Raw genomic sequence first — 26,432 nt, 5'->3', positions numbered from 1 at the left:
AAACCTCCCCGGCGCCCGGGCGCTTTTGACTATGATCAAACGATGACCTCTTCGAGTTACCTCCGTTTCCCGCATCTGCACGGCGATCTGGTCACCTTCGTGGCCGAGGACGACGTCTGGATCGCGCCCCTCGCCGGAGGCCGCGCCTGGCGGGTTTCCTCGCTGCAGCTGCCCGCCCGCAACCCCCGTTTCACCCCCGACGGGCAGCGCCTGGTCTGGACGGTCATCCAGGGCACGGCACCGGAGGTCGTCACCGCGGACGTCAACGGCGGCGGGTACCGCCAGCTCAGCTACTTCGGCCACAGCTCCACCCGCGTCAAGGGCTTCACCCCGGACGGCGACGTGGTGGTCACGAGCGCCTTCCGGCAGGCGGACAGCCGCCTCACGCATGCTTACAGCCTCCCGGTCGACGGCGGCTGGGCCGAGGAACTTCCGTTCGGTCCGGTCGAGTCCGTGGCCTACGGAACCGTCGTCGGGGACGAGCGCCCCGTGGTCCTGGCCAGTGTGCTCTCCCGCGAACCGGCCTGGTGGAAGCGCTACCGCGGCGGCACTGCCGGCAAGCTGTGGATCGACGCGGATGGCAACGGCGAGTTCGAGCGGCTCGCGCCCGAACTCGACGGCAACCTCACCGACCCCATGTGGGTCCGGGGCCGGATCGCGTTCCTCTCCGACCACGAGGGCTACGGCAACCTCTATTCCGTGCTGCCCAACGGCACGGATCTCCGCCGCCACACGGACCACGAGGACTTCTACGTCCGGCACGCGGCCACCGACGGCGAACGGGTGGTCTTCGAATCCGCCGGCGAACTCTGGCTCCTCACCGGCCTGGACGCCGACGCGGCCAAACTCGACATCACGCTGGGCTCCGCCTCGCAGGCCCGGCGCTCGACCGCGCTGAAGCCCTCCCGCCACCTCGGCGACGTCATCCCGGACCACACCGGCGACTCCAGCGCCGTGGAGGCCCACGGCACCCTGCACTGGCTGCGGCACAAAGACGGACCGTCCCGCATCCTGGAGGCGACCCCGGGCGTCCGGGCACGTCTGCCGCGCCCCTTTGGCGCCGGCCGGATCGCCTACATCGCTGACCACGAGGGCGCCGAGGCACTCTACCTGAAGTCCATCGCCGCGCCGCTGCACGGCGACGGCGGCCACCGGTCCGGCCAGCCGCACAACACCGGCCCGGCAGCTGCTGCGAGAGCTGCCGCCCCGGCAACCGGCGCCCCGGCAAACAGTAAGGTCCCGCAGGACCCCGACGGCGGAACGCCGCTGCCCAGCCCCGTCTCGGCAGCCGCCCTGACCCGGCCGGACACCATCTCTGCCCCCGTTCCCGCGCCGGCCGCCGTCGTCGCCGCAGATGCCGCGCCAGGCGCCGGCGAAGGCGCAGACAACAGTTCTTCCGCTGCCGGCCCCGCACCGGAACGGGCCGACGCCAAGGACACGGTCCGGATCGAGTTCCCTAAGCCGAGCCGTGCCAGCGCCATGGAAGCCAGCCCGGACGGCAACTGGCTGGCCATCGGCACCTCGTTCGGCGATATCTACCTCGCGGACACCCGCACCGGCACCCTGACGCTGCTCAGCAGCATCGGCGAGGGCAGCATCGACGGCTTCACCTGGTCGCCCGACTCGGCCTGGCTGGGCTGGGCTGAGCCGGTCACCTCCTTCGGTTCCCGCACCCGCCTGCGGCTGGCCCGGATCTCCGCGGCCGGAGCAGCCGCGGAAACCCCGGCTTCGGACCGGGACGGCGGGGCCGCGATCATCGACGTCACCGACGGCCGCTTCCGGGACGATTCGCCCGCGTTCACCCCGGACGGTAAATTCCTGGCCTTCCTGTCCAACCGCAGCTTCGACCCGGTCTATGACGGACACTCCTTCGACCTGTCCTTCCCGAGTCCGATCAAGCCCTACCTCGTGGCCCTGGCCGCGGACACACCGTCCCCGTTCGGCCCCAGCGTCGCGCTCCCCGAAGACAGCGCGGCTGCCGCCGCCACCGGGGAGGGCGACGGCACCGAACCCGCCGTGACGGTCAAGGTCGACGCCGAGGGCCTGGCACACCGGGTCATCAGCGTCCCGGTCCCGCAGGGCAACTACTCGCACCTGGCCGCCACCGCCGGCGCCCTGCTCTGGCTCGACCACGAGCTCGCCGGGGTGACCGGCGACGGCCGGGCCAGCCTGGAGGACAAGAACGCGGCCCCGAGCCTGGTCCGCTTCGACCTGGCCAAGCGCCGCACCACCACCATTGTTGACGCACTGGACAGCTACCGGCTCACCGGCGACGGCGAAAAGGTGGTCCTGCTCCAGGACAAGCAGATCCGCGTCTCGCCCGCCGCGTCGAAGGCTGACGAGGAATCCGGGCAGCTGGTAAAAGTGGACCTGAACCGCATCCGGGTCCGGCTGGATCCGGTCAGCGTCTGGGGCCAGGCCTTCGACGAGGCCTGGCGCCTGCAGCGCGACTTCTTCTGGACCGCGGACATGGCCGGCCAGGACTGGGATTCCGTGCATGCCCGGTACCGGCCGATCGTGGACCGGCTCGGCTCGCACGATGACCTGGTGGACCTGCTCTGGGAACTCCACGGCGAGCTGGGAACCTCGCACGCCTACGTCCGCCCCGCCATGGTGACGGAGAACGGCAGCAACGGCCAGGGCCGCCTGGGCGCCGACCTGGCGTTCACCGGGGAGGGCTGGGAAATCACCCGCATCCTGGCCGGGGAATCCTCCGACCCGCTCGCCACCTCGCCGCTGACCCGGCCGGGCGTGGACGCCCGGCCAGGCGACGTGCTGCTGGCAGTCGACGGCGTCGAACTCTCGGCGTCGCTGACCCCGGCGGTGCAGCTGGCCGGAGCCGCCGGCCGCGCCGTCGAACTGACCCTGCGCAACGGCGCCGGGCACGGCGCCGGCGCCGGGAAGCAGCGCCGCGTCGCCGTCGTGCCGGTCAAGGACGAGGAACGCCTGCGCTACCAGGAATGGGTCGCGTCGAACCGCCGCACCGTGCGGGAAGCCTCGCAGGGGACCTTCGGTTACCTGCACATCCCGGACATGATGGCCAACGGCTGGGCGCAGCTGCACCGCGACCTGGATACCGAGACCTCCCTTGACGGCCTGATCGTGGACGTCCGCCGCAACCGCGGCGGCCACACCTCGCAACTCGTGGCGGAGCTGATCGGCCGCAAGGTGACCGGCTGGAGCATGCCGCGGGGCGAGCGTCCGCGCACCTACCCGCACCACGCGCCGCGCGGGCCGGTCATCATCCTTACCGATGAATTTGCCGGTTCCGACGGCGACATCATCACCCAGGTTTCCAAGCTGCGCGGGATCGGGCCGGTCATCGGCACCCGGACCTGGGGCGGCGTCGTCGGCATCGACAACCGGTTCGCCCTGGCGGACGGCACCGGCGTCACCCAGCCCCGCTACGCCACCTGGTTCACCGGCGGCGTGGGCTGGGGCGTCGAAAACTATGGTGTTGCCCCCGACATCGAGGTGGCCTTCCCGCCGCACGCCTACGCGGCCGGGGCAGACCCGCAGCTGGAATACGGCATCGGAGCGCTCAAGGAAATGATCCAGGAGCTCCCCACCGACCGCCCGCCGCTCCGCGAGGGGTACCGCAAGGTGCGGCCCGCCCCGCTGCCCGCCCGCCGGCCGGGCAACTAGCGCCCACGCGGAAGGCCCCCGTCCCGGGAAAATCCGGGGCGGGGGCCTTCGTGTATCTGCGCTTGCCGGCTGCTAGGCGGCCAGGGTGGCGTCCAAAGTGATCTTGATGCCGGTCAGGGCCGCGGAGACCGGGCAGCCGGTCTTGGCTTCCTCGGCGATGCGCTGGAAATCCTCTTCGGAGATACCGGGCACCCGGGCGTTCAGGGTGAGGTGGCTGCCGGTGATGCCGGTGCCGGGCTCGAAGGTGACGTCGGCCTTGGTGTTGACTTCCTCCGGCGTGTGGCCGGCCTGAGCCAGGGCGTGGCTGAAGGCCATCGAGAAACATGCCGAGTGCGCGGCGGCGATCAGTTCTTCCGGGCTGGTCTTGCCCTCGGCCGCTTCGGCGCGCGCCTTCCAGGTGACGTCGAAGTTGCCGAGCCCGGAGCTGTCCAGGCTGGTGTTGCCGGCCCCCGACATCAGGTCGCCGTTCCATACAGTGTGTGCGGTGCGTGTTGTTGCCATGTCCACTCCTCAGCGTCGTTGAGTCAGCGATCCGGTCAGGTAAGCGGATCCTGCCGTGTCCCATCCTAGGGACTCGGTCCGACCGCTGCACGCGGTGTCCGCTCTCAGAGGATTGTCTGGACATCCACCGGTTCCGCCGCCTCCCGGTTGAGCGCCCGGCGGCGGCCCGGCGCTCGAGCCCCGGGGTTAACGACGACGGCGACGCACCCGCGCGGGGTGCGTCGCCGTCGTGGTGGCCGGGGTCTACTGCCAGAGGGTGGCGATGGCCACGTTGAGCAGCGCGAGGCCGCCCACGGCATGGGCGAGACCCTTGCTGACCGGCTGGTCCTTCTTGTACTTGCGGCTGCCGATGAACGCGAGCACGGCCACCACGGCGGCGATCGCGAACTTTATGCCGAGCTTGGCGTAGTTGGCGTCCATGTCGAGGGCCGGGATCAGGCCCATCATCACGATGCCGGTGATGAGCTGCAGTGCAGCGCCGTCGAACTGGCGGGGGTGGACGGTGGGCTTCTTCATCTGGACGATCCAGATGCCCACGATCATGGCGGCGCCGATGATGTGCAGGAAAACCATGATGTTATAGACGATGTTCATGGGACCTAGCTTAGCGACAAAGTGTCCATAAATAGAGAAAGGCACCTTCCCTTACGGGGAGGTGCCCTTCTCTCACCCGATCGGATGAGCTAGCGGCTAGAGTCCGAGGTCTGCCTCGAACGCGCCTTCTTCGAGGCGTGCCTTGAGCGTCTGCAGGAAGCGTCCCGCGTCGGCGCCGTCCACCAGGCGGTGGTCGTACGTCAGCGACAGGTACATCATCGAACGGATCGCGATCGAGTCGTCGCCGTTTTCGTCCGAGACCACCACGGCGCGCTTGACGATGGCGCCGGTGCCGAGGATGGCGACCTGCGGCTGGTTGATGATCGGAGTGTCGAAGAGGGCGCCCACGGAACCGATGTTGGTGATGCTGAAGGTTCCGCCCGACAGTTCGTCCGGACCGATCTTGCCGTTGCGGGTGCGGTCGGCAACGTCGGCGATCTTGCCGGCCAGGCCGGCCAGGTTCAGGTTGCCGGCGTCGGCGATGACCGGAACCAGCAGGCCCTTGTCGGTGTCCACCGCAATCGCCAGGTGCTCGGCGTTGTGGTAGGTGATCTCCTGCTTGTCCTCGTCGTAGGAGGCGTTGACCTTCGGGTGCTGCTTCAGGGCCTCGGCAACAGCCTTGGCGATGAAGGGCAGGAAGGTCAGCTTGGAGCCGTTCTGCGCCTGGAAGGAGTTCTTGGCCTTGGCGCGGAGCTTGGCGACCTTGGTCATGTCCACCTCGTGCACCTGGGTCAGCTGGGTGGAGATGTCCAGCGACTCACGCATCCGGCGGGCAATGACCTGGCGGATCCGCGGAGCCTTCTGCACGGTGCCGCGCAGCGAGGACTGATCAGCGGACGGGCGCGCTGCCGGAGCAGCTGCCGGGGTGGAGGATGCTGCCGGTGCGGCGGCCGGGGCTGCCTTGGCCTCAGCCGCGGCCAGCACGTCCTGCTTGCGGATGCGGCCGCCGACGCCGGTGCCGGTCAGCGAGGAGATGTCCACGCCCTGCTGGTTGGCGAGCTTGCGGACCAGGGGAGTGACGTAGCCGGACTCGGCCGGGGCAGCTTCCTGCTTCGGGGCTTCCTGCTTCGAGGCTTCGGCCGGAGCGGGTGCCTCCTGCTTCGGGGCTTCCTGCTGGGGAGCCGCAGCCGGAGCGGGGGCCTCCTGCTTCGGCGCTTCCTGCTTGGGAGCTTCCTGCTTCGGAGCCTCGGGGGCCGGAGCGGCGGCAGGGGCGGCCGCGCCGGAGCCGATCACGGCGAGGACAGAGCCCACCTCGGCCGTTTCGTCCTCGGCGACGCGGATTTCCTGCAGCGTGCCGGCCACCGGGGAGGGAATCTCGGTGTCGACCTTGTCGGTGGAGACTTCCAGCAGCGGCTCGTCCACCTCGACGGTGTCACCGATGCTCTTCAGCCAGCGGGTGACGGTGCCCTCGGTGACGCTCTCGCCCAGGGCGGGGAGGGTGACCTCATGGCCTTCACCGGCAGGGGCAGCCTCGGCGGCGGGGGCCGGGGCGGCGGGCTCGGCGGCGGGGGTTTCAGCTTCGGGAGCCGGAGCCTCGGCACCGGACGGCGACTCGGCGGGCGCCTCCTGGGTGGGGGGTTCCTCGGCGGCGGGGGCGGCAGCCTCAGCGGAACCGGAGCCGTCGCCGATGCGGACCAGCGGGGCGCCGACCTCAGCGGTCTCGTCTTCGGCGACGAGGATTTCCTCGATCACGCCGGCGATCGGAGAGGGGATCTCGGTGTCTACTTTGTCGGTGGAAACTTCGAGCAGGGGCTCGTCCACCTCTACCCGGTCACCTACCTGCTTGAGCCAGCGGGTGACGGTTCCTTCGGTGACGCTCTCACCGAGGGCGGGCAAGTTAACGGATTCAGACATGTCGTCCCCGTTCTCCTTATTGATCTTTAGTGCGGATGGTTGCTGCCTTGTTCGAGCTTAGTGCACCCGGCATTTCGGGCCGGGCGCACTAAGCACGGAGTTCTTGCGGTGCTGCGGGGCTGTTAGCCGTGCAGGGGCTTCCCGGCGAGGGCGAGGTGCGCTTCGCCCAGGGACTCGTTCTGCGTCGGGTGCGCGTGGACCAGCTGGGCCACGTCCTCCGGGTAGGCTTCCCAGTTCACGATCAGCTGGGCCTCGCCGATCTGCTCGCCCATGCGGGCGCCGATCATGTGGACGCCGACGACGGGGCCGTCCTTCTGGCGGACCAGCTTGACCAGGCCGCTGGTTCCCAGGATGGAGCTCTTGCCGTTGCCGGCGAGGTTGTATTCCTGGGTTTCGATCTGATCGTCACCGAACTTGGCCTTGGCGGCCTTCTCCGAGTAGCCGACGGTCGCGATTTCCGGCTCGGAGTAGGTGACCTTGGGGATGTTGACGTCTTCGACGACGACCGGCTTGAGGCCGGCGATTTCCTCGGCCACGAAGATGCCCTGCTGGTAGCCGCGGTGTGCGAGCTGGACGCCGGGGACAATGTCGCCCACGGCGTAGATGTTGCCGACGCCGGTGTGGAGGCGCTCGTTGGTGATGACGAAGCCGCGGTCGATCGTCAGGCCGGCTTCCTCGTAGCCGAGGTTGGCCGTGACCGGGCCGCGGCCGACGGCGACCAGCATGAGGTCGGCCTCGAAGGTCTTGCCGTCGACAAGGGTGACCTTGACGCCGTCGTTGTTCTGCTCAACGCCCTGGAAGAAGGTGCCGGTGGAGAACTTGATGCCGCGCTTCTTGAAGGCACGCTCGAAGGCCTTGACGATAGTCGCGTCCTCGTTCGGGACGAGCGAGGGCAGGCCTTCGATGATGGTGACGTCGACGCCGAAGGACTTCCAGACCGAGGCGAACTCGACGCCGATGACGCCGCCGCCGAGGATGATCGCGCTCTTGGGGATGAAATCCATGGTGAGGGCTTCGTCGGAGGTGATGACCTTGCCGCCGATTTCCAGGCCCGGCAGGGTGCGGGAGTAGGAGCCGGTCGCGAGGACAATGTTCTTGCCCTTGTAGGCGGTGCCGTTGACGACGACGGTGTCGGTGCCCTGGAGCTTGCCCTCACCCTCGATGACGGTGATGCCCTTCTTGCCCTTGATGAGTCCCTGGAGGCCCTTGAACTTGCCGGCAATGATGCCGTCCTTGTAGGCGTTGACGGCGTTGATGTCGATGCCGTCCAGGGTCACGTTGACGCCGTACTTCGCGGAGTCCCGGGCGTGGTCGGCCAGTTCGGCGGAGTGCAGCAGGGCCTTGGTGGGGATGCAGCCGTTGTGCAGGCAGGTGCCGCCGAGCTTTCCCTTTTCGATGAGGCCGACGGTAAGGCCAAGCTGGACGGCGCGGAGCGCAGTTGCGTAGCCGCCGCTGCCGCCGCCGAGTACCAGGATGTCGAATTCTTGCGCAGTTGCCTGATCGGCCACTAAAACGCTCCCTCGCGTGAACGATGACACGAGAGTACGCATCATCTGGTCTTGGAACTGTCTGCCGTGATTATGCCAGCAGGCCGGTTCCCTTTCGTTTGGAATTACTTCTGTGAAGCTGTTTGCTTTGAAACTACGGTTCACCTTAGCGAACCACTAATACATGCTCCACCTTGCCGTGGCGTTTGTGGAGCGCTTGTGTCCAGTGTCACGCGGCCTTGTGGCCGGGTTATCAGCCCCGGGCCGCAAGGCCGCGCCGCACCGGACGGTGCCTCAGCCGGCGCTGAAGGCGTGCTTGTTCAGACGGCTTTGGCGAGGATGTCCTCGACGTAGGACACCAGGGTGCGCACGGTGCAGCCGGTGCCCTGCTTGTGGTTGTAGCCGTAGGGGCTGCCGTTGTTAAAGGACGGGCCGGCGATGTCGATGTGGGCCCAGGGGATCTGCTCGCCGTCCTTGCCCTTGCCCACGAACTCGCGCAGGAAGACGGCCGCCGTCATCATGCCGCCGTGGCGTTCGCCGATGTTGGCGATATCCGCGACCTGTGAGTCCAGGCTGGGGCGGAGTTCCTCGGGCAGCGGCATCGGCCAGACGAGTTCGCCGGCACGGTCCGCCGCGGCCTTGAGTGCTCCGGTGACGGAGTCGGAGCCCATCACGCCGGCGGTGCGGTCGCCGAGGGCGATCAGCTGGGCGCCGGTGAGGGTGGCGACGTCAATGATCGCGTCCGGGTACTCCTGGCTCGCGGCAACGATGCCGTCGGCCATGACCAGGCGGCCCTCCGCGTCGGTGTTCAGGACCTCGACGGTCTTGCCGCCGAAGATGGTGAGCACGTCGGCGGGCCGCTGGGCGGCACCGGAGGGCATGTTCTCCGCGATGCACAGCCAGGCGGTCGCCTTGACCGGCAGGCCCAGCTCGGCGAGGGCAAGTACGGTGTTGAGGACGACGGCGGCGCCGGCCATGTCGGACTTCATCTCGCCCATGCCGAGGTGCGGCTTGAGCGAGATTCCGCCGGTGTCAAAGGTGATGCCCTTGCCGACGAGGGCGATCTTGGCGGTGGCCTTCGCGGGGGCGTATTCGACCTTGACCAGGCGCGGCTGCCGGGTGGAGCCCTTGCCGACGCCGAGGATGCCGCCGAAGCCGTCCTTCTCCAGGCGCTTCTCGTCCCAGACGGTCACCTTGACCGGCAGGCCCTTGGCCAGGTCCTTGGCGGCGTCGGCGAACGTTTCGGGGTAGAGGTGGCTCGGCGGCTGGTTGACCAGCGTGCGGGTGGCGTTGACGGCCTTGCCGATCAGGGAGGCGCGTTCCAGCACGGGCGCCAGTGCCTTGTCCGTGGCGAAGTCGGTGAGGATGCGGACGTTCTTGACCGGGTCCTTGAGCCCGTCCTTGGCGGAGCGGTACTCGGTGAAGGAGTAGGCGCCCATCGCGGCGCCCTCGGCGACGGCAGCAACGGCGGCGAGGTCCGGCGTCGGGAGCGCGAGGGTGACGGTGGTGACCCCGGCGAGCTGGCGGACGGCCGAGCCGGCCGCGCGGCGCAGTGCCTCCTCGGAGAGCGGGGTGCCGGCGGTGACCTTCCCGACGCCGGCGAGGACCAGGACGGAGGCGCTGGCCTCGGGTAGGCCGGGAAGGCGGTGCGCCTGGTCTGCGGCGCCGCTGAGGCCCAGAACGCCCAGCGACTCGGCCAGCGCCTCGGCAGCCTTGGCCGTCAGCGGGTTCTCCAGCAGCACGGGGCCGTCAGTGCCCTGTCCCACGCCCACGACGAGGGCGTCGGACGGGGACTTCTTCAAGTCTCCGGCGACCGCACTCAGTTTGACTTCGGTATTCTTGACCACGAGGACAATCCTCAATTCTCTGTGATTTTTCGGCAGGAACTGCATGTTCGGCGCCCTGCCATGGGTACCTGAGCCACCATCGGTATTGCACGTAACCTCAGTGTCTGCAAGGCCATCGATAAGGCCAGTTCCGATCGTAGTCTCTCCCCGGTACCGGAGTTCAATTTAATGAGAGCTGGCACACACCGGGGGCAGGAATTACCCCGGCCGGCGGCGCGTTGTAGCTGGTATCGGCACTCCGGCGCCCTGCTTTGGGCCCCCACGGTCCACTGCCGCGGGCGCCGCCGCCCACCCGTCCTGCTACTGCGAAAGGAACATGCCGTGATGGAACGGATTTCCGGCTCCTTGCTGGACCCCGAAACGCTTTACGTCCGTGATGACGCGCTGTTCCGCAATCCTGAGCTGCGCGGGCTGAACCTGTTGATGGGCTTCACCGGATTCGCCGACGCCGGCCACGTGGTCAAGCAGATCACCACCGAACTGCTCGACAGCCTGGACCATGAGCTGGTTGCCGAGTTCGACGCCGACCAGTTGATCGACTACCGCTCCCGGCGCCCGCAGGTGAGCTTCGTCGAGGACCACCTGCAGGACTACCAGGCTCCGCGCCTGGCCCTCTACCGGCTCATCGACGGACTGGGGAACCCGTTCCTGCTGCTGGCCGGGTTCGAGCCGGACCTGCGATGGGAGCGGTTCGCCCGCGCCGTGGTAGGCATCGTGGAGGAACTGGACGTCAACCTGGCGGCCTGGATCCACTCCATTCCGATGCCGGTGCCGCACACCCGGCCGGTCGGAGTCACCGTCCACGGCAACCGCCCGGAGCTGATCGAGGGGATCTCCGTCTGGAAACCCACCGTGGAGGTGCCCGCCGCCGTCGGCCACATCCTGGAACTCCGCCTCAGCGAGGCCGGCCGGAACATCGCCGGGTACGTGATCCACGTCCCGCACTACCTGGCCGAGGCCGAATACCCGACGGCCGCCGTCGCGGGACTTGAATACCTGGGCGCGGCCACCTCGCTGATGCTGCCCACGGACCGGCTCCGCGAGGCCGGCCGGGAGGTCGGCAGGCAGATTGCCGAGCAGATCGATGCCTCCGAGGAGGTCCAGCAGGTCGTCTCCCGGCTGGAAACGCGGTACGACGAGAAGGCCGAGGGAACGGTGCGCCGCTCGCTGCTCGCGGACGAGAACGACCAGCTCCCTAATGCGGACGCGCTCGGCGCCGCCGTCGAGGCTTATCTTGCCCGTAAAGAACCCGGCGAATAAATACTATTTATGACGACCGGGGCATAATGGGGGAGTGACCTCCCCCCGCGCCTGGCTGATCTGGATCATCGGGATCTTCGCGTACCTGGTGGCGGTCAGCCAGCGCACTTCCTTCGGCGTTGTCGGGCTGGAAGCCACCGCGAGGTTCCACGCCAGCGCCGCCGAAATCTCCTTCTTCACCGTGCTGCAGCTACTGGTTTACGCGGGCCTGCAGATCCCTGTCGGGGTCCTCGTGGACCGCTTCGGCTCGCGGGCCATGATTGCCGGCGGCGCCCTGCTGATGGGCCTGGGCCAGCTCCAGCTCGCGTTCGCTGACAGCATTCCGGGCGGAGTCCTGGGCCGCGTGCTCGTGGGGGCCGGCGATGCCATGACCTTTATTTCCGTGATCCGGCTGATCCCGCTGTGGTTTGCCCCGTCCCGCGTGCCGCTGCTGACCCAGTTAACCGGCATGTCCGGCCAGTTGGGCCAGCTCTTTTCCGTGGTGCCGTTCGCCATGATCCTGCATTCGGCGGGCTGGACCCCGGCGTTCCTGACCCTGGCCGGCATGTCCGGGCTCGCCGTCGTGCTGACGGTGCTGCTGTTGCAGGACCTGCCGCCGGGCCACCCCGCGCCGGAGCCGTCCCAGGGGCTGCGCGCCACCGGCGTTTCGCTCTCCCGGGCCTGGCAGCAGCCGGGCACCCGGCTGGGGCTGTGGAGCCACTTCACCGTGCAGTTCAGCGGGACGGTCTTTGCGATGACCTGGGGCTACCCGTTCCTGATCTCGGCCCAGGGGCTGGACGCCGGCACCGTGTCCGCCCTGATGGCCCTCTACGTGGGAGCCGCGATCGCCGCCGGGCCGCTGATGGGCAGCTTTGTGGCCCGGCACCCCCTGCGCCGCTCCACCATGGTGCTGCTGATCTCCGGGGCCACGGCAGCGGCCTGGGCCGCGGTGCTGCTCCAGCCGGGCCGGTCGCCACTCTGGCTGCTGGCCGGCCTCGTGGTGGTCCTGGCGATCGGCGGCCCCGGCTCGATGATCGGCTTCGACTTCGCCCGGACTTTCAACCCGGCCCACCGGATCGGGACGGCTACCGGCATCGTTAATGTCGGCGGCTTCATCGCCGCGCTGTTGTCCATCTACCTAATCGGATTGGCCCTGGACGCGCTGCATCTGGCCGGGGCCTCGCCGGGCGGGCTGTACAGCCTCGGCGCTTTCCGGATCGCGCTGAGCGTGCAGTTCCTGCTGCTGGCCTTCGGCGCCGCCGCCATCCTTATCACCCGGCGGAAGGTGCGCCGGCAGATGGCGGCGCAGGGCGTTGTGGTGCCGCCGCTGCTCAAAGCCCTCGCCCAGCAGCGCCGGGTCGTCGCGCAGCGCCGCCGTACGCCCTGACGGACTTATCCCACCTGCCGGACTTATCCACATAGGAAACATCGGGGCTGACTCCCTGTGCCGGCACCGACGAATCTGGCACCATGACAGCTCCCGACCACCTGAAAATCACCGGCCCTGAAGACATCCTCGGCTTCATCCCGCATTCGCTCGGCTATTGGCCGGCCAACAGCCTGGTAGCCATGACCATGCAGGGGAAGCGGCTCGGAGCCACCCTGCGCGTCGACCTCCCGGACGCCTCCCGCTGCCGCGGTTCCGGGCTGAAGGCCTTCGCCCGGACCGTCCGCGACTACCTCAAGGCAGACGCGGAGGCGGACGGCACCCTGCTCGCCCTTTTCGCCGGGCCTCCGGCGGAAGATTCCGCCGGGGACACGGCAGAGGTCGGCTTTGACCCTGGCGACTTTGACCCTGGCGGTGCGGACGACGGCGTTGCGGATGAGGGCAACCCGGATGCCGCCGCGCTGGCCAGGCTGCTGCAGCAGCTGGAGCGTACCCTCGGCGAAGCGGGCCTGCCGGTGCGGGACGCCTGGCTGGTCGGTGAGCGGTACTGGCGCAACGCCCACTGCCTGGACCCCGCGTGCTGCACCCCGCCCGGCCGGCCGATCGAAGAGATCAGGAACAGCCGCCTGAATGCCGAGCTTGTCTTCCGCGGCAGCAGCGTGGGCGCCGCCCCGCGAGACTCCGCATTGGACGTGCTGCCGGACCAGCCGGAGCCGGGCGTCCTGGAAGCCCAGCAAATCTGGGAACGGGAGTTCTCCGGCCGGTGGCGGGACCGGGCACAGTTCGGCGCGGTGCTGGACATCTGGGAGCGCGTGCTTGCGCCCGCCCCGCCCGCGGCAGGCGGGCCCCCGGCACCACGTCCGCCGAGTGGGGCGGTGTCCGCTGCAGAGCCGGGGCCTGCCGCCCTGCCGGTAGGACTTGCTGGTTACCTGCGTGCCACGTTGTGCGTCGCGGCCTGGAGGGACGCGGTTCTCGTGATGGCGGCCGCCGGTCGGGACGCAGCCGTCGCCGGTGCCGAAGACTTTGGCATGTTCGACGGCGGCCCGGGAAGGCCCGCGCCGCTGCCGGACCTCGAGGGAGTCCCGGCCGCGGCATCGGAAACGGCGGCGGCAGCTGAGCCTCGAGCGCGGCGGCAGCCGGTGGCCGCGCCAGCTCTAGCGACCGGGTCCAACGTCCCCGTAGCCGGCGGCACCCCCGGCTACGGGGACGTTCTCCTGGGCCTTGAGCCGCCTATGCCCGACTGGATGCGCCTGGCGCAACTCGACCGGGTCCTTATCCAGCTGGGCAACTGCGGCGGCGGCGAAGCCCGGGCCGCGGCCCTCACAGCCCGGGGCTGGATAGAATGGTGCCGTGGCCGCGGCTCGTTTGCCGACGCCTTGTTCGCCGCCGCCACAACGGAACAACCCGGCTACCGGCTCGCGGAGCTGCTGGCTGAGCTGGGCCGCCGCGGAACGCTCTGCGGCTGGGCTCGCCGGAAGGAGGCCGCCTGGCAAAAGTTCGACCCGGATGCAGCCTGAGCCCCGGCGGCGCGGGCCGCCACATTGCGCGGAGGCGCGGGCTCCGGGGCCCCGATCCGCAAAAGTCGTGAGACAATAGTTGGCGAGACCCGGTTGGGTCCGTGTATCGAGTGCGTGTAGCGAACCTTGGAAACAGGGAACATTACGGTCGCCCCGGCAGTTCTACTAAGTGGCTCTGCTGGACGTGATTGCGCCTGATGTGAAACACGGACTTGACAGGGTCATAGTGGTGTTGCCCGTATGGTGATTCCACAGACCGCCGCTAGAAAGGTTTTCTGTGACCCCGTCTTCCGCGAAGAAGGAACCCGCCGACCAGGCCGTATTGTCCCCCGAGGAGAAGAAGGCAGCGGCAAACGCCAAGCGTGCCGCCACGCGTGCAGCCAACAAGGCTGCAAAGGACGCCGCTTCGGGTGATGACACCGCCTCGGCAGTCGCCAAGCCTGAGCCCAAGAAGCGCGGGCCCAAGCCCGGCGCCAAAGCCGCGGCCGAAGCCGCAAGCAAGTCCCGGGACGAAGATTCCGACGATGTCGAGGTCGAAGAGGACCTCGATGAGGTGACCCCCGACGCCGTCGAGCTCGGTGAAGACGGCGAAGAGGTAGCCGGCAAGGCGGCAGCAGCCACCACCGGCTCCGGCTTCGTCTACTCCGACGCCGACGACGATGACGCGCCCGTGCAGCAGGTCATGTCCGCCGGCGCCACCGCCGACCCGGTCAAGGACTACTTGAAGCAGATCGGCAAGGTCGCGCTGCTGAACGCCGAGCAGGAAGTTGACCTGGCCCTGCGGATCGAGGCCGGGCTGTTCGCCGAGGAGAAGATCGCGGCGGACGACGGCTCCATGGATCCCAAGCTCAAGCGCGAGCTCGAGTTCGTGATCCACGACGGCAAGCGCGCCAAGAACCACCTGCTGGAGGCCAACCTCCGCCTCGTCGTCTCGCTGGCCAAGCGCTACACCGGCCGCGGCATGCTGTTCCTGGACCTCATCCAGGAAGGTAACCTGGGCCTGATCCGTGCGGTCGAGAAGTTCGACTACACCAAGGGCTTCAAGTTCTCCACCTACGCCACCTGGTGGATCCGCCAGGCCATCACCCGCGCCATGGCCGACCAGGCCCGTACCATCCGCATCCCGGTGCACATGGTGGAAGTCATCAACAAGCTGGCCCGCGTCCAGCGGCAGATGCTGCAGGACCTCGGCCGCGAACCCACCCCGGAAGAGCTGGCCCTCGAGCTGGACATGACTCCGGAAAAGGTCGTCGAGGTCCAGAAGTACGGCCGCGAACCGATCTCGCTGCACACCCCGCTCGGCGAGGACGGCGACTCCGAGTTCGGCGACCTGATCGAGGACTCCGAAGCCGTGGTACCGGCTGACGCGGTGAGCTTCACGCTGCTCCAGGAACAGCTCCACTCGGTCCTGGACACGCTCTCCGAGCGCGAGGCCGGAGTCGTGGCGATGCGCTTCGGCCTGACCGACGGACAGCCGAAGACTTTAGACGAAATCGGAAAGGTCTACGGCGTGACCCGCGAACGCATCCGCCAGATCGAATCGAAGACGATGTCCAAACTGCGCCACCCGTCCCGCTCCCAGGTCCTGCGCGACTACCTGGACTAAGCTGCCCGGACCGGGCGCCGGTTCGGCCAACGCGGGGTCACGTCCCGCCCATGATCTCCGGATCCATGGGCGCGACGTGGCCCCGCGTTGTTTGTCTTAAGCGGCGGCTTGAACGTCGTGATTGCCCGTCGTGGATGTTAAAGCAGTAGGGCCCCTCCACAACGGAGGGGCCCTACGGGCGGATCCCTGGGGATCCCTGAGTACGTCTAGTCGACCGGAACCGGTGCCTTCTCGTGGAGGCGGCCCGTCTCGTCGTGCCAGTCGGAACTGAGCGGGCGAAGGTTCGGCTCTACGGCGCGTGCGTGGTGAGCGCAGAACAGAAGCTCACCGCCGGAGGCTCCGAGAACAACCCGGACGTATGCCTGAGCTCCGCAACGGTCGCACCGGTCAACGGTGGTGAGTGTGCGGTCCGCAACTGCTGTTGTCATGTTCGGCCTCCTTGGTAGATCGATACATCTATATAACCAGCATTCGCGGCCGTTCCATGGCAAGGATGGGACACTTTCGCTGTCCGCGTATCACGGCTCAGTAACGGCGGCGGGGTTCTCTTCGCTCTGTTGTCCCTGCGGGGGGAGTGGCAACCCGGCTTACGGCGGCGGGACGACTAACCTAAGAAGAGCGTCTGCACGTTCCATCCCTGAAGGAGTTTCCGACCCGTGGCACCAAGTTCTGATTACACCGCCCGGCATCTCTCCGTGCTGGAAGGCCTCGAGGCCGTCCGCAAGCGCCCGGGCATGTACATCGGATCCACCGACTCCCGCGGCCTGATGCACTGCCTCTGGGAGATCATCGACAACTCCGTGGACGAGGCCCTCGCCGGATTCGGCCACGACATCAAGATCATTCTGCACACGGACAATTCGGTCGAGATCCACGACGACGGCCGCGGCATCCCGATCGACGTCGAACCCAAGACCGGGCTCACCGGCGTCGAGGTGGTCTTCACCAAACTGCACGCCGGCGGCAAGTTCGGCGGCGGCTCCTACACGGCCTCGGGCGGCCTGCACGGCGTCGGCGCCTCCGTGGTAAACGCCCTCTCCTCCCGGCTGGACGTCGAGGTGGACCGCGGTGGCAAGACCTACAAAATGTCCTTCCGCCGCGGCGAACCCGGCCGCTTCAAGGACCCCGGCACCAAACCCGACCCGGCCGCCGTGTTCGAGCCCTTTGTCGACGGCTCCGTGCTCGACGTCGTCGGCAAGGCCAAGCGCGGCGTCACCGGCACCCGGATCCGCTACTGGGCCGACCGGCAGATCTTCACCCCGGACGCGAAGTTCTCCTATGACGAGCTCGCCGCCCGCGCCCGGCAGACGTCCTTCCTGGTCCCCGGGCTGAAACTCACCGTTCGGGACGAACGCCGGGTTGCCGGCACCCCGGGGGAGCTGGGCCCGCACGAGGAGGTCTTCCACCACGACGGCGGCATCTCCGAGTTCGTCGAGTTCCTCGCCGCCGACCCGGCCGTCACCGATGTCTGGCGGCTGCACGGCGCCGGCAAGTTCAAGGAGACGGTCCCGGTCCTGGACGAGCGCGGACACAGCCAGCTGGCCGAAGTAGAGCGCGACTGCGAGGTGGACGTCGCCCTGCGCTGGGGCATCGGCTACGACAGCACCGTGCGCAGCTTCGTCAACATCATCTCCACCCCCAAGGGCGGGACGCACCAGTCCGGCTTCGAACAGGCCCTTGTCAAGACGTTCCGCAAGGCCGTGGAAACCAACGCCCGCAAGCTCAAGGCCGGCAACGACAAGATCGAAAAGGACGACATCTTCGCCGGGCTCACAGCTGTGCTGACGGTCCGTCTCGCCGAGCCGCAGTTCGAGGGCCAGACCAAGGAAATCCTGGGCACCTCCGCCGTCCGCGCCATCGTCGCGAAAGTGGTCGAGCGGGAGATCAACGCCAAGCTCACCTCTGCCAACCGGAACGACAAGGCCCAGTCGGCGCTGCTGCTGGAAAAGGTCGTCAGTGAGATGAAGTCGCGCATCTCGGCGCGCGTCCACAAGGAGACCCAGCGGCGCAAGAACGCCCTGGAGACTTCCTCGATGCCCACCAAGCTGGCGGATTGCCGCACAGACGACGTCGCGCGTTCCGAACTGTTCATCGTGGAAGGCGACTCCGCCCTCGGTACCGCCAAGCTGGCCCGTTCCTCGGACTTCCAGGCGCTGCTACCGATCCGCGGCAAGATCCTGAACGTCCAGAAGGCCTCGGTGGGGGACATGCTCTCCAACGCCGAATGCGCTGCCCTGATCCAGGTCGTCGGCGCCGGCTCCGGCCGCAGCTTCGACATCACCGCCGCCCGCTACGGCAAGGTGATCCTGATGACCGACGCCGACGTCGACGGCGCCCACATCCGGACCCTGCTGCTCACGCTGTTCTTCCGCTACATGCGCCCGATGATCGACGAGGGCCGCGTCTTTGCCGCCGTCCCGCCGCTGCACCGGGTGGAGGTCATCAACGCCGGACAGAAGGCCAACGAGATGATCTATACGTACTCGGAGGCGGAGCTGCATGTGCTGCTGGACCGCCTCGCCAAGGAAGGCAAGCGGTACAAGGAGCCGATCCAGCGCTACAAGGGCCTGGGTGAAATGGATGCGGAGCAGCTCGCGGAGACCACGATGGACCCAAGGCACCGCACCCTGCGTAAGGTCGGGATCGAAAACGCGAAGCAGGCCGAGGAGACCTTCGACCTGCTGATGGGCTCCGACGTCGCCCCGCGCAAGGACTTCATCATCGCGGGGGCCGCAAGCCTGGACCGGGAGCGCATCGACGCCTGACCGGGCCCGGTTCCCGGGACTGGTTTCCGGGACTGAGTGCCGGGCTCGCCGAGCCTAGCGGGTACACCGGTTCGAGCGGCTCAGCCGAGCAAGCCGGGCACGATCAGCAGCGCTGTGGGCACCGCCAGCAGCAGCAGGCAGGCACCCAGGACCGCGTAGCGCAGGGCCTCCGGCAGCGGCGGTTGGGGTGAGAGCAGCCGGCTGACCCGGGACACTGTGGTGACGGCCGAACCGGCGCCGCCGGTGGCTCCGGGCTGGCCGGCGTCGGCCTCACCGCCCGGCTCGCCGAAGGCCATCCGGGCGCCCTGGGCCCCGCCGGACCCGCTGGCGACGATCGCGATGGCCTTGATCAAGGTGGCCTTGCTCTCGGTCTTGAGGGCGACGTCGTCGGCCAGCATTTCGATCAGCGAATTCACCGCTTCCTGCGCCAGCCGGGTGGTGGGCAGCCAGGGCAGGGCCTGCCGCCAGGCCGCGAACGCCCAGAGCAGCAGGTGGTGGCGCTGGCTCAGGTGGGCGTTTTCGTGGATGAGCACCGCGCGCAGCTCGTCCGGCTCCAGCGCCGCCATCAGTCCGTCCGAGAGCACGGTGACTGAGCGGGCGCCACCGGGCAGGCAGTAGGCCACGGGCGAGTCATGGCTGATCACCAAGGTCCGGGGGCCGTCGGCCGAGGGGGAGGCAAGCAGGGCGAGCAGCTCGCGGTGCCGCCGCCGCTGGCGCTGGATCTTGTAGTAGGTGAGCAACAGGGTGAAGACCAGGTGGGCGCTCAGCAGCGCCGCGGCCGAGAGCGCGAAGATATGCCAGAAGCCCAGCGCCGTAGTGGGCTCATTGCGGAAAACCATCCCGGCCAGGGACCGCAGGCCCGCCAGGAGGTTGTCCCCGACCGGCTCCAGGCCGTAGACCAGCATGGCCCCGATCATGGACAGGCCGCCGGCAAGGGCGATCGCCTGCCAGAGCAGCATGGCCGTAAAGGGGGAGCGGGCGGGCCATTGGGCGCGCGAAAGAAGGATAGGCACCGGCCAGGCCAGTGCTATCGCCAGGACCGCCAGAAAATATGAGGTCCAGAACACCGGTGTTAGCTGTGGCCCAGCAGTTTGCGCAGCGTCTCCGCCTCGGTGGCGGAGACGGAGCCAATGAAGCGGGCCAGCACGGCCTCGCGGTCGGGCGCGGAGCCGAGCACCTCGTGCATCAGTTCCGCGGTGTGGTCCGCGCGGCTGGAGACGGCCTGGTAGCGGTGCGGACGGGTGCCGCGTTCACGCTCCACGAGGCCCTTGCGCTCAAGCCGGGACAGGACGGTCAGCACCGTGGTGACGGCCAGGTCCTTGCCTTCGTGGCCGGCCGTGCCGCCCGCCGCGCGGGTGCTTTGCGCGAGCAGGTCCCGCAGGGTGTTCGCAGTCGCAGCCTCCTGGCCTGCCCAGAGCAGGTCCATCACTGCCCGTTCCAGTTCGCCGAGACTTGCCATTCCGTACGTCCTTCTTGAGTGCCGCCCTGGGGGGTTGGTTCCGCCCCGGATGGTGTGCCGATACTTCAGCTTTAAATTTACCGTGTTTTACGCGCAGTTTCTACATGAGGTAGAACAGGGCCGCCGCGGCGTGTCGGCCGCAGCGGGCCTGCGGGGCGTGCGGTCGGCGCGGCGGCGGGCGGCCGCTCCATTGCGGGGTGCGGCGTGCCGTGCCACGCTGGGTGCGGGAGGGTGCGGACTTGTTCTACACTCTGTAGAAGTATTATTTCTACGCATCGTAGAAAACTCTCGGGAACCTAGCCAAAGGGACTGCCTTGGACGCCTTGGAAATCGCACGCTGGCAATTCGGTATCACCACCGTCTACCACTTCATGATGGTGCCGCTCACCATCGGCCTGGGCCTGGTGGTGGCGGTGATCCAGACGCTCTGGTACCGCACCGGCAAGCCCGAGTATCTCCGGATGACCAAGTTCTGGGGCAAGCTCTTCCTGATCAACTTCATCATGGGCGTCGCCACCGGCATTGTGCAGGAGTTCCAGTTCGGCATGGCCTGGAGCGAGTACAGCCGCTTCGTCGGCGACGTCTTCGGTGCCCCCCTCGCCATGGAGGCACTGCTGGCCTTCTTCGTGGAGTCCACCTTCCTGGGCCTCTGGATCTTCGGCTGGAAGCAGCTCAAGCGCGGAGTGCACCTGGCCTGCCTCTGGATTGCCGTGATCGGCTCGGTCTTCTCCGCCTACTTCATCATCGTGGCTAACAGCTGGATGCAGCACCCGGTGGGCGTCGAGATGATTGACGGGCGGCCGGTAATGACGGACGCCTGGGCCGTCTTCACCAACAACACCGCACTCGTGGCCGTGCCGCACACCCTCTTCGGCGCCCTCGCCGTCGCCGGCTCCTTCCTCCTCGGCATCGCCTGGTACCACCTGTGGCGCCGCCGCCACGACGGCATCGACACGGTGGGGGCGGACGGAAAGGTTGTTCCCGGCGAGTCCCGGATTCCCGGCCGCGACCGTGCCGACCACGCCGTCTGGATCCGCTCGCTGCGGATCGGCGCCGTCGTCGCGATGGTCTCCTTCGCCGGCACCGCCATCACGGGCGACCTGCAGGGCAAACTCATGTTCGTACAGCAGCCCATGAAGATGGCCGCCGCCGAGGCCGCCTGCCACGACGGCACCGGCTTCTCCATCCTGAGCGTGGGCAACGTCGGCTCCAAGAACTGTGACGACGTCGTTGCCGTGATCGAAGTCCCCGGCATTCTCTCCTTCCTGGCCAAGGGCGACTTCACCACTGAGGTCAAGGGCGTCAACAGCCTGCTGGATCAGTACAAGGCCGATTACGGCACGCACCTGCCGGACAACCCGATTTACGGGGACCGCGCCGGCCAGGAAATCCAGTACGTCCCGGTCATGGAAGTCACCTATTGGGGCTTCCGGATGATGATCGGCTTCGGCGGTCTGGCGGCCCTCGCCGCCCTCGTGGCACTCTGGATCACCCGCAAGGGCACCGTCCCGGCCTCCCGCGGCCTGATGCGGCTCGCCGTCTTCGGGATCCTGGCCCCCTTCGGCGCGAACGCCGCCGGCTGGATCTTCACCGAAATGGGCCGCCAGCCTTTCGTGGTGGCCCCCAACCCGGATCCCAGCGGCATCGACCAGGTCTTTATGTTCACCGCCGCCGCGGTATCTCCGGGGGTCTCCGCCGGGGAGCTGCTGACCTCCCTGGTGGTGCTGACCGCCGTCTACGCGGTGCTGCTGGTGGTCGAGGTGAAGCTGCTGGTGAAGTACATCCGCGGCGGCGTCGTGTCCGCGATGCCCGAGCTGGCCCACGCCCCGGCGGACGAAAACGAGGACCAGACCCCGCCCGGCGGTACCGGCGGCAAGCCCGAAGCCGACGACGTCCTGGCCTTCGCCTACTAACGGCCCCGAAAACAAGCTGCAGAGGATATTCAGCATGGAACTGCTACCCACCATCTGGTTCATTGCCATCGCGGTGCTGTGGACGGGCTACCTCTTCCTGGAGGGCTTCGATCTCGGCGTCGGCATGCTCATGAAGGGCTTCGCCAGGAACAACACCGAACGCCGGGTCCTGCTCAACACGATCGGCCCGGTGTGGGACGGCAATGAGGTGTGGCTGCTCACCGCGGGCGGCGCCACCTTCGCGGCGTTCCCGCTCTGGTACGCCTCCCTGTTCTCCGCCCTCTACCTGCCGCTGCTGCTGGTCCTGGTGGCGCTGATCTTCCGCGCTGTGGCGTTCGAATACCGGGGCAAGGTGGACACCCCGCAATGGCGTGCGCGCTGGGACTGGGCCATCGCGCTGGGCTCCCTGGTCGCCGCGTTCGGCGTCGGCGCGGCCCTGGCACTGACCACCACCGGGCTTCCGCTGAACGCCAACGGTGACCGCGAAGGCGGCCCGTTCGCCTGGTTCAGCGTCTACGCCGTGCTCGGCGGCCTCGCCGTCGTCGGCTTCTCGCTGCTGCACGCGCTGGCGTTCCTGGCACTGAAGACCGACGGCGAAGTTAGGCACCGAGCGCGGCAGTGGTTCGTCCGGCTGCTGCCGGCGCTGCTCCTGCCGATCGCCGGCTGGGCGATTGTGCTGCAGCTGCAGAGCGGAAAGGCGTGGACCTGGGCCGCCGTCGTCGCCGCCGTGGTGGCCGCCGCCCTGGCCTGGAACTTTGCGCGCGGCGGGGCGGAAGGCAGGGCCTTCCTGTCACTGGGCATCTTCCTGCTGCTGGGCAGCGCCTCGATCTTCGGCGCCGCGTTCCCCGTGGTGCTGCCCTCGACCCTTAACCCGGACTTCAGCCTGACCGTCACCAACGCCTCATCCTCGGACTACACCTTGGGCCTGATGACGGTCGTGGCCTGCATCGGGCTCCCGCTCGTCCTCGCCTACCAGGCCTGGACCTACTGGGTGTTCCGGCGCCGGGTCAGCGCCGCCCACATCCCCGAGGCGCACAGCTTCCTGCCCGCGATTGCCGCCAAGGCCCTGGCCCCGAAGGATTAACCGGCCATGAGACCGCAGTTCCCGACTGGACCGGCCACCCGCTCGGCGCTCTACCTGCTGGGGCTGCTGGCTGCCCTCAAGGCGCTGTCCCTCGTGCTGATGGGGCAGGCTGTCGCCGCCATGCTGGCCGGGCTGATGGGGCACAACCCCGCCTGGGCCGAGCAGCTCGGCTGGGGCCTGGCCGGGGTGGTGCTGCGCTCGCTCACCGTGTGGGCGCAGGCCGTGGCATCCCGCCGCGCCGCGCTGGGGGTCAAGGAGGAGCTGCGCTCAGAGCTCCTGGACCGGGCCCTGCACACCGGCACCCGCACAGCCGGGCCGGCCGACGGCGGACTCGCGGTCCTGGCGACGCGGGGACTGGACGCCCTGGACAACTACTACACCCAGTTCCTGCCCGCACTGGTGAACTGCGCCGCCATCCCGCTGCTGCTCGGGGCCAGGATCCTCTTCTCGGACTGGATCAGCGCCGTGGTGATCGTCCTGACCGTCCCGCTCGTGCCGCTGTTCATGGTCCTGATCGGCCGCTACACCGAGGACCGGGTCCGGGAAGCCCAGTCGGCGCTGTCCCGGCTCTCCGGCCACATGCTGGAACTCGCCAAAGGCCTGCCCGTGCTGGTGGGCCTGGGCCGCGCCGCCGCCCAGCGCAAAGCCCTCGAGGACATCTCGGAGGAATACCGCGCCAAGACCATGGGGACCCTGCGCACCGCCTTCCTCTCCGCCCTGGCCCTGGAGCTCATCGCCACGATCTCGGTCGCCGTGGTCGCCGTCTTCATCGGCGTCCGGCTGGTGCACGGGGACATGGCCCTCGAGGCGGGACTCCTGGCCCTGATCCTGGCCCCCGACTGCTACCTCCCGCTGCGCGAACTCGGCACCGCCCACCACGCCAGCGACGAAGGCCGTGCCGCGCTCGCGGACACCACGGACGTCCTCGACGCCGCCCAGGCCGTGCCGCTCGCCCCCGCCAGCCCAGCCGCCGGCCGGTCCGCCGCTAGTCCGCCGGCCGTCACGGTCCACGGCCTGGCCGTGCGCTACGCCGGCCGCGCGGAACCCGCCGTCGGCCCGCTGAGCTTCACCGCCGCCCCCGGGCAGGTCACTGCCCTGGACGGCCCCAGCGGGGCCGGCAAGAGCACCGTGCTGGGCGTGCTGGCCGGCACCATCGGCGCCGGCGCCGGCACGGAGCTCACCGGGCGGCTGGCGGGGTTCACCAGGGATGACCTCGCCTGGGTGCCCCAGCACCCCGTGCTGGTCGAACCCACGGTGCTCGCGGAAGTCCTGCTCTACCTGGGCACCTCCCCGGACCGGTCCCCGGCGCAGGCCAGCACCAAAGACACTGCCGAGGCCCGACGCTGCCTCGCCGCGTGCGCCGCCGAACACCTCGCCGGGAAACACCCTGCCGAGCTCAGCCCGGGGGAGCTGCGCCGGGTGGCCGTCGCCCGCGGGCTGGCCCGGATCGCCGCCGGCGCCACGCTGCTGCTGCTGGACGAGCCCACCGCGCACCTGGACCGGACATCCGCGGATGCAGTCAGCCGCACCATCGCCGGCCTCCGGGGCAAGGTCACCGTGCTGCTGGTTGCCCACGACCGGCAGACCCGCGAACTCGCGGACCGGCTGGTGACCGTCGGGGGACGCACCGACGCCACCGTCGCCGCGGCCGTGCCGGAAAGCGTGTCCGGCGCCGCGCCGGCGTCGACTGCCGGCCACCGCACCGCGGACCGGGAAGCCCTCCAGCCGGCAGCAACCGGCGGGACCGGGGCCGCCGCAGGGGCCGCCGCAGACTCCGCGGAAAGTGCTGCAGGCGCCGGTGCGGACAGGGCTGGCGTTGTCCGTTTCGGAGCGACGGCCGCCCTGTTGCGGCGGCTACTGGCGCCCGTCGCCGGGAAGTTTGCCGCGGCCGGCGCGGTCGGGGTCCTGGCCGCGCTGTTCGCCGTCGCCCTGTCCGGGCTGTCCGGCTGGCTCATCATCCGCGCCAGCGAGCAGCCGCCCATCCTGTACCTGCTCACCGCAATCGTGGGCGTGCGCTTCTTCGGTGTGGGCCGCGCCGCCCTGCGGTACACCGAACGGCTGCTTCTGCACGACGCCATTTTCACCGCGCTGACGCGGCTCCGCGGCCAGCTGTGGGAGTCGCTGAGCCGGCGGGCACTGTCGCTGCGGCGGCTCCTGCAGGGCGGCAACGTCCTGGGCGCCGTGGTGGACGACGTCGACACCGTCCGCGAGCTGCTGCCGCGCGTCGTGCTGCCGCCGCTGACCGCCGTGGCCGTGGGCGCGGCGGCCGTGGCCGGCATCGGGCTGCTGCTCCCGGCGGCGCTGCCGGCCGTGATCGCCGCCGCGCTCGTCAGCCTCGCCGCCGCGCCCGCCCTGGCACTGTTCGCGGACCGGATGTCCGCCGGAACCGAGCAGCGGCTGCGCTCCGGTGTGCTGCGCCGGGTCGCGGCGGCCCTGGACGCCCGCGCCGAACTGCACGCCAACGGCGTAGGCTCCCCGGTCCTTGCCGGCATCCACGAGGCCGACCGGGCCGCGACAGCTGCGTCGCAGCGTTCGGCCCTGGCCGAGGGGCTCGGCCAGGCGCTCACCGTCCTGGCCTGCGGGTCCGCCGCCCTGGCCAGCGCGGTGCTGGCTGCCCCGCTTGCCCTCAGCGGCGCTGCCGAGCCGGCGACGGTCGCCGTCGTAGTGCTGCTGCAGCTGGCGCTCGTGGAGCCCTATTCGGCGATCACGACGGCGGTCCGCCAGTACCCGGCGCTGCGCTCCGTGCTGCGGCGGATCAACGCGTCCGGGGTCCTCACGCCGGCCGCGACGGACGAAACCGGCGGACCCGTGCCGGTGGCGGGGCGGCCCGGCGGGCGGCCCGGCGTGGAAATGGAAAACCTGGCAGCGGCGTGGCCGGGCGGCACGGAGGTTTTCACCGGGCTGACCGGCAGCGCCGAACCGGGCCGCTGGCTGGCCGTGACCGGAGCCTCCGGGTCCGGCAAGTCCACCCTGCTGGCCGTGATGCTCGGCTTCCTGCCGGCCGCGGGAGGCCAGCTGTTCCTGACCGGCCGGGCCGCCTGGTGCCCGCAGGAGGCGCACCTCTTCGACTCCACCATCCGCGGCAACCTGATGCTGGGGTTGCCAGAGGGGGAGCGTCCCACGGACGGAGCAACCGATCCGGCCGCGGCCGCCGGGCTCGACCGGCTGCTGACGGCTGCGTTGTCCGCCGTCGGCCTGGAACCGCTGCTGCAGCGGCTCGACCGGGGCTTGGATACCCCCATCGGGCCCGGAGGGGCGTTCCTCAGTGGCGGCGAGCGGCAGCGCCTGGCGGTGGCCCGCACACTGCTGACCGGTGCCGACGTGATTCTGCTCGACGAACCCACAGCCCACCTGGACGCGGAAACGGGCCGGACCATGCTGGCCGAGCTGCGGCGCGGGTTGGCCGGCCGCACGGTGGTCCTGGTGACGCACAACCCGGAGGACATCAGCCCTGAGGATAACCGGCTGGACCTGGACGTGGCCGGGCTCCGGCAGACCACGCCGGTGCTGGCGCGGGGGTAGGGCCGGCGTTAG

Annotated in this window: 17 protein-coding genes; 9 read left to right on the top strand and 8 right to left on the bottom strand. The window is 69.1% G+C overall.

The features are described from left to right. The first annotated feature begins 42 nt into the window (after positions 1-42). Positions 43-3,645 (top strand): S41 family peptidase, encoded by a 3,603-nt coding sequence (locus ABIN76_RS07245; RefSeq protein ID WP_346959032.1) that lies wholly within the window; start codon positions 43-45, stop codon positions 3,643-3,645. 72 nt (positions 3,646-3,717) lie between these two features. On the opposite strand, the gene ABIN76_RS07240 is transcribed toward ABIN76_RS07245, so the two are convergent. The 5 genes from ABIN76_RS07240 to ABIN76_RS07220 all read right to left on the bottom strand — a co-directional run bounded on the left by ABIN76_RS07240 (position 3,718) and on the right by ABIN76_RS07220 (position 9,928). Then, positions 3,718-4,146, bottom strand: a complete 429-nt coding sequence (locus ABIN76_RS07240) for an OsmC family protein (protein WP_056739892.1) — start codon at positions 4,144-4,146, stop codon at positions 3,718-3,720. 243 nt (positions 4,147-4,389) lie between these two features. Continuing rightward, positions 4,390-4,740: a hypothetical protein gene (locus ABIN76_RS07235; protein WP_346959031.1), complete on the bottom strand. Its 351-nt coding sequence runs from the start codon at positions 4,738-4,740 to the stop codon at positions 4,390-4,392. 96 nt (positions 4,741-4,836) lie between these two features. Then, positions 4,837-6,594, bottom strand: coding sequence for a 2-oxoglutarate dehydrogenase, E2 component, dihydrolipoamide succinyltransferase (gene sucB / locus ABIN76_RS07230; protein WP_346959030.1), 1,758 nt, complete (start codon positions 6,592-6,594; stop codon positions 4,837-4,839). Positions 6,595-6,716: 122 nt separating this feature from the next. Further along, positions 6,717-8,102, bottom strand: a complete 1,386-nt coding sequence (lpdA, locus tag ABIN76_RS07225; protein WP_346959029.1) for a dihydrolipoyl dehydrogenase — start codon at positions 8,100-8,102, stop codon at positions 6,717-6,719. A 299-nt stretch (positions 8,103-8,401) separates the two neighbouring features. Continuing rightward, a complete protein-coding gene (locus tag ABIN76_RS07220; RefSeq protein WP_346959028.1) occupies positions 8,402-9,928 on the bottom strand; it encodes a leucyl aminopeptidase in 1,527 nt (508 codons plus the stop codon). A 321-nt stretch (positions 9,929-10,249) separates the two neighbouring features. Here ABIN76_RS07220 and ABIN76_RS07215 point away from each other — a divergent pair, with 321 nt between their 5' ends. The 4 genes from ABIN76_RS07215 to ABIN76_RS07200 all read left to right on the top strand — a co-directional run bounded on the left by ABIN76_RS07215 (position 10,250) and on the right by ABIN76_RS07200 (position 15,677). Beyond that, on the top strand, positions 10,250-11,188 hold the full coding sequence (locus ABIN76_RS07215) for a PAC2 family protein (protein WP_346959027.1): 939 nt from the start codon (positions 10,250-10,252) through the stop codon (positions 11,186-11,188). A gap of 34 nt (positions 11,189-11,222) precedes the next feature. Beyond that, on the top strand, positions 11,223-12,554 hold the full coding sequence (locus ABIN76_RS07210) for an MFS transporter (RefSeq protein WP_346959026.1): 1,332 nt from the start codon (positions 11,223-11,225) through the stop codon (positions 12,552-12,554). Positions 12,555-12,637: 83 nt separating this feature from the next. Continuing rightward, the gene (locus ABIN76_RS07205) at positions 12,638-14,071 is read left to right on the top strand and encodes a DUF4192 family protein (protein WP_346959025.1); all 1,434 of its coding nucleotides are present in this window, start codon (positions 12,638-12,640) and stop codon (positions 14,069-14,071) included. Positions 14,072-14,348: 277 nt separating this feature from the next. After that, positions 14,349-15,677: an RNA polymerase sigma factor gene (locus tag ABIN76_RS07200; protein WP_346959024.1), complete on the top strand. Its 1,329-nt coding sequence runs from the start codon at positions 14,349-14,351 to the stop codon at positions 15,675-15,677. 206 nt (positions 15,678-15,883) lie between these two features. Here ABIN76_RS07200 and ABIN76_RS07195 read toward each other — a convergent pair whose 3' ends face one another. After that, positions 15,884-16,105 carry a hypothetical protein gene (locus ABIN76_RS07195; protein ID WP_175321658.1) on the bottom strand — a complete coding sequence of 74 codons (222 nt, stop codon included), beginning with the start codon at positions 16,103-16,105 and terminating at the stop codon, positions 15,884-15,886. A 228-nt stretch (positions 16,106-16,333) separates the two neighbouring features. On the opposite strand from ABIN76_RS07195, the gene ABIN76_RS07190 reads away from it, so the two are divergent. Further along, on the top strand, positions 16,334-18,442 hold the full coding sequence (locus ABIN76_RS07190; RefSeq protein ID WP_346959023.1) for a DNA topoisomerase IV subunit B: 2,109 nt from the start codon (positions 16,334-16,336) through the stop codon (positions 18,440-18,442). Between the two features lie 80 nt (positions 18,443-18,522). Here the strand turns inward: ABIN76_RS07190 and ABIN76_RS07185 are convergent, their stop codons facing one another. Together ABIN76_RS07185 and ABIN76_RS07180 are read right to left on the bottom strand one after the other, a co-directional pair. After that, on the bottom strand, positions 18,523-19,509 hold the full coding sequence (locus ABIN76_RS07185) for a M56 family metallopeptidase (protein WP_346959022.1): 987 nt from the start codon (positions 19,507-19,509) through the stop codon (positions 18,523-18,525). A gap of 5 nt (positions 19,510-19,514) precedes the next feature. Further along, complete coding sequence (locus tag ABIN76_RS07180; RefSeq protein ID WP_346959021.1) at positions 19,515-19,901, bottom strand: BlaI/MecI/CopY family transcriptional regulator; 387 nt, start codon at positions 19,899-19,901, stop codon at positions 19,515-19,517. 314 nt (positions 19,902-20,215) lie between these two features. Between ABIN76_RS07180 and ABIN76_RS07175 the strand changes: the two genes are divergently transcribed. Genes ABIN76_RS07175 through cydD form a run of 3 tightly spaced genes read left to right on the top strand, consistent with a single transcriptional unit; the run spans position 20,216 to position 26,420 of the window. Continuing rightward, entirely contained in the window at positions 20,216-21,814 is a 1,599-nt protein-coding gene (locus tag ABIN76_RS07175; RefSeq protein WP_346959020.1) for a cytochrome ubiquinol oxidase subunit I, read from the top strand. A gap of 34 nt (positions 21,815-21,848) precedes the next feature. Then, positions 21,849-22,898 (top strand): cytochrome d ubiquinol oxidase subunit II, encoded by a 1,050-nt coding sequence (gene cydB / locus ABIN76_RS07170; RefSeq protein WP_346959019.1) that lies wholly within the window; start codon positions 21,849-21,851, stop codon positions 22,896-22,898. A gap of 6 nt (positions 22,899-22,904) precedes the next feature. Beyond that, on the top strand, positions 22,905-26,420 hold the full coding sequence (gene cydD, locus ABIN76_RS07165; RefSeq protein ID WP_346959018.1) for a thiol reductant ABC exporter subunit CydD: 3,516 nt from the start codon (positions 22,905-22,907) through the stop codon (positions 26,418-26,420). The last annotated feature ends 12 nt before the right edge of the window (positions 26,421-26,432 follow it).

This window comes from uncultured Arthrobacter sp. (assembly GCF_964021775.1).
GTDB lineage: Bacteria > Actinomycetota > Actinomycetes > Actinomycetales > Micrococcaceae > Arthrobacter.
Note: the sequence above shows the minus strand (reverse complement) of the source record. Positions and strands in the feature narration are given on the sequence as shown.